Consider the following 3,330-nt stretch of genomic DNA (forward strand, 5'->3'; position numbering starts at 1 on the left):
AGCCCGCCGGCAGCAGCCCCGCCAACGCCAGCCCAACCAGCGCGGCCAGGAAGGCGGGCGGCCATGAAGCCGCGCGGCGGCACTCTCGGATCGTCATGGGCGGCGTCCCAACAGCAGAAGTTGCGGGTTGCGTTCGACGTCGCCGGCAAAGCCGCGCAGCGCGGCGGCGGCGGCCGAGAGGTCGCGCAGGGTGGAATCCAGATTGGCCCGTTCGGCCGAGCGGGGCGAGGTCAAGTTCTGCAGGCCGGCCAGGCTCTGGCGCGCCTGCAGTACCGTCTGGTTGACGTTGTTCAGCACCGCATGCATGTCGGCGCCGCGCGCCTCCAGTTGCTGGGTGCCGGCGCCGGCCAGCGTGTCGATCGCCTTCAGCGTGGTGTCCAGCCGCAATTGCAGATCCACGATCGCCTGGGTCGCGGCATCGACGGCGGCGCGCGAATGGTCCGAGGTCTCGCGCACGCTGGCGACCAGCGGCGGCAGGTCGTGGTCCAGCCGTTCGGCCAGTTCCCGGATGTTCTGCATGGCGCCCCGGGCGTCGGTCGCCAGTTCCGTCAGCGGCAGTTCGGTCAGGGTTTTCTGTATTTTCTGGATCGCCGACTGGCGCATGGGGATTTCGGTCATCGTCGCGATGTCGGGGTGCAGCACCGCCGGCGCGGCGGGATCGAAATCCAGGTCGATCTCGGACTGCCCGGTCACGAAGCTCTGCAGGTTCAGCGACGCGCGCAGCCCCAGGCGGATCAGGTCCTGCAGGGTCAGCCGCACAGCGTGCCGTCCCTGGCCCGCCAGGCTGACACGGTCGGGCCGTAATTCGACCGTCACGGGGATATAGGCCGCATGCGTCCTGGCGTCGAAGGTGATGCCTATCCCGTCCACCGCGCCCACGCGCACGCCGCGAAACGTGACCGGCGCGCCGAGCGAGAGGCCCGACGTCGATCCCTGGAAGATCACCACCGCGCGCGTCGTCCGGGAGAAAAGCGAGATGTTGCCGAAGAAGATCAGCGCCGCCAGGCCCAGCGCCAACCCTCCGATCACGAACGCGCCAACCGCTGTCTGTCTGTTCGCCATGGGTCACTCGTGCCTTTCGGCTGGGGTTTCGGGGCGGGCACGGTGCATGAAAGCGAAAACCTGCGGGTCGTCGCAATGATCGCGTAGCCAGGATGGCGATCCGCGCGCGATCGGTCTGTGGCTCTGCGCGTCCAGGAAGAGCCCGTCGTCGGCGATCGCGAACAGGCTGGGCAGTTCGTGGCTGACGATCACGATCGTCGCCCCCAGCCCGTCGCGCAGATTGACGATCAGCTCGTCCAACCGCGCCGAGGTGATCGGATCCAGCCCCGCCGAGGGCTCGTCGAAGAACAGGATGTCGGGGTCCAGCGCCATGGCGCGCGCCAGGCCCGCGCGCTTCTTCATCCCGCCGCTGAGTTCGGCGGGATACTGGTCGATGGCGGACAGCATGCCGACCAGTCCCAGCTTCAGTTCGACCAGCCGCCGGATGGCGGCGGCATCCAGTTGGGTGAACATCTGCATCGGCAGGGCCACGTTTTCGCCGACCGTCAGCGAACTCCACAGCGCAGCGCTCTGGAACAGCACGCCGAAGCGGCGGTTGACCGACACGCGGTGCGCGTCGTCGGCGCGCCAATAATCCTCGTCCCCTACCAGGTAGCGGCCCGTCCGGGGGCGCAGCAGCCCGATCATGCTTTTCAGGACCGTGCTCTTGCCGCAGCCCGAGCCGCCCATGACGGCGAAGATGCTGCCCCGGCGCACCGTGAAGGAGACATCCTGCTGGACGACCTTCGGCCCGAAGGCCAGGGTCACGCCGTCCAGCGCCATCAGGATCTCGCGGCTGTCATCAGCCGAAGGGGCGTTGGTCGAGGGGGCGCTGGCCGGAGGGGTATCGGCCGGAGGGACGTCGGTCATGCGTCAGATCCCGATCGTGGTGGCGATCACGGCGAAGATCGCGTCCACGGCAATGACGCCGACGATCCCCACCACCACCGCCCGGGTGGCCGCCACGCCGACGTCGGCGGCGCTGCGGCCGGCGCGCAGGCCGATCCGGCAACTGGTCAGTCCGATCAGGATGGCGAAGGCGATGCTCTTGGCGAACCCGAATTCGAACTGGTTCAGCGCCACGGCATTCAGCGTCTGATGCAGATAGCCCGGGCCCGTCACGGCCAGCATGCTGATCGAGACGGCAAAACCGCCCAGCATGCCGATCAGGCAGCCATACAGGTACAGAAACGGCATGGTCGCCACCAGGCCCAGGATCGAGGGCAGGATCAGATAGCTCGATACCGGAATGCCGAACACGGTCAGGGCGTCGATTTCCTCGTTGCCCTGCATGGTCGCGATCCGCGCGGCATAGGCCCCGCCGGTCCGGCCGGCCATGATGATCGCCGTCATCACGGCTGACATCTCGCGCACCATGGCGATCCCGACCAGGCTGGCGACATAGATGTCGGCGGCGAATCTGCGCAACTGCACCGCGCCGACGAAAGCCAGGATCGCGCCGACCAGGAAATTCACCACGCTGACGATCAGCAGCGCGGACGGCCCCGCGTCGCGGATATTGTCCATCAGATCCGTCATGCGCATGCGGCCGCGCCCCGCCAGGGCCGCCAAGCCGCCGCGCGCCGCCTCGACGCCGAGTTCGGTCATCGTCCCGATTTCGGTCAGCCCGTCGAGCGTGCGTGCCCCCAGCGCGTTGACGGGCGCGAAGGCACGACGGTGCGGCGCGGCCGGGGCGGGGGCGGATTCGGGCAGCAGATCCAGCAATTTCCGCGCCGAGTCCGGCAGCGTGTCGGCCTGTATCGCCAGGTGGTCCCGCGCGGCAAGCTGCTTGACCTGCCACAGGAACCCGACCAGCGCGGTATCCCACCGGCCCAGCGCGGCGGTGTCGAAATGGATGGGCCGGTCCGGCAGGGCCTGCCGCAGCCCGTCGGACGGCAGCGCCGGAACCCGTCCCTGCTGCGCGATCCACGCGCCGGACAGGACGATCACATTGGCGTCGTCATCGGTGCGCAACTGCCAGGCGGGCCGGTCGTGATCGCTGTCCAAGACCTCTCTCCCCGCGCGGCGGCTGCGTCCCGAGACCATCTTCGTCGGATGGCGGCGCCGCGGCAAGGGGCGTGGTGAGATCAGTATGCCGGCCGCAGCAGTACCCGCGCCTGGTCGGGGGCCACGTCGCGTCCGGCATAGGCGGCGGCCAAATCGTCCATCACCATCCGCGCGACGGATTGGCGATAATGGATCGGATCCCAGAAATTGTCGCGCGTCGCGGTCACCGGGCCCGGGATGTCGAAATCGACCACCATCGCGCGCGGCGCGGCGCGGGCGGCG

Annotated in this window: 3 protein-coding genes and 1 pseudogene; all 4 read right to left on the reverse strand. The window is 68.8% G+C overall.

Going from position 1 to position 3,330, the window contains the following annotated elements; translation table 11 throughout:
- Window positions 1-93: 93 nt before the first annotated feature.
- Entirely contained in the window at window positions 94-1,062 is a 969-nt protein-coding gene (locus HUK84_RS13085) for an MlaD family protein (RefSeq protein ID WP_176640687.1), read from the reverse strand.
- Window positions 1,063-1,065: 3 nt separating this feature from the next.
- On the reverse strand, window positions 1,066-1,824 hold the full coding sequence (locus HUK84_RS13090) for an ABC transporter ATP-binding protein (protein ID WP_246285662.1): 759 nt from the start codon (window positions 1,822-1,824) through the stop codon (window positions 1,066-1,068).
- Between the two features lie 90 nt (window positions 1,825-1,914).
- On the reverse strand, window positions 1,915-3,087 hold the full coding sequence (locus HUK84_RS13095) for an MlaE family ABC transporter permease (protein ID WP_176640689.1): 1,173 nt from the start codon (window positions 3,085-3,087) through the stop codon (window positions 1,915-1,917).
- Window positions 3,088-3,128: 41 nt separating this feature from the next.
- A pseudogene (locus HUK84_RS13100) lies at window positions 3,129-3,330 on the reverse strand (hypothetical protein); the annotation flags it as partial.

Source organism: Nguyenibacter vanlangensis (genome assembly GCF_013376155.1).
Classification (GTDB): Bacteria; Pseudomonadota; Alphaproteobacteria; order Acetobacterales; family Acetobacteraceae; genus Gluconacetobacter; species Gluconacetobacter vanlangensis.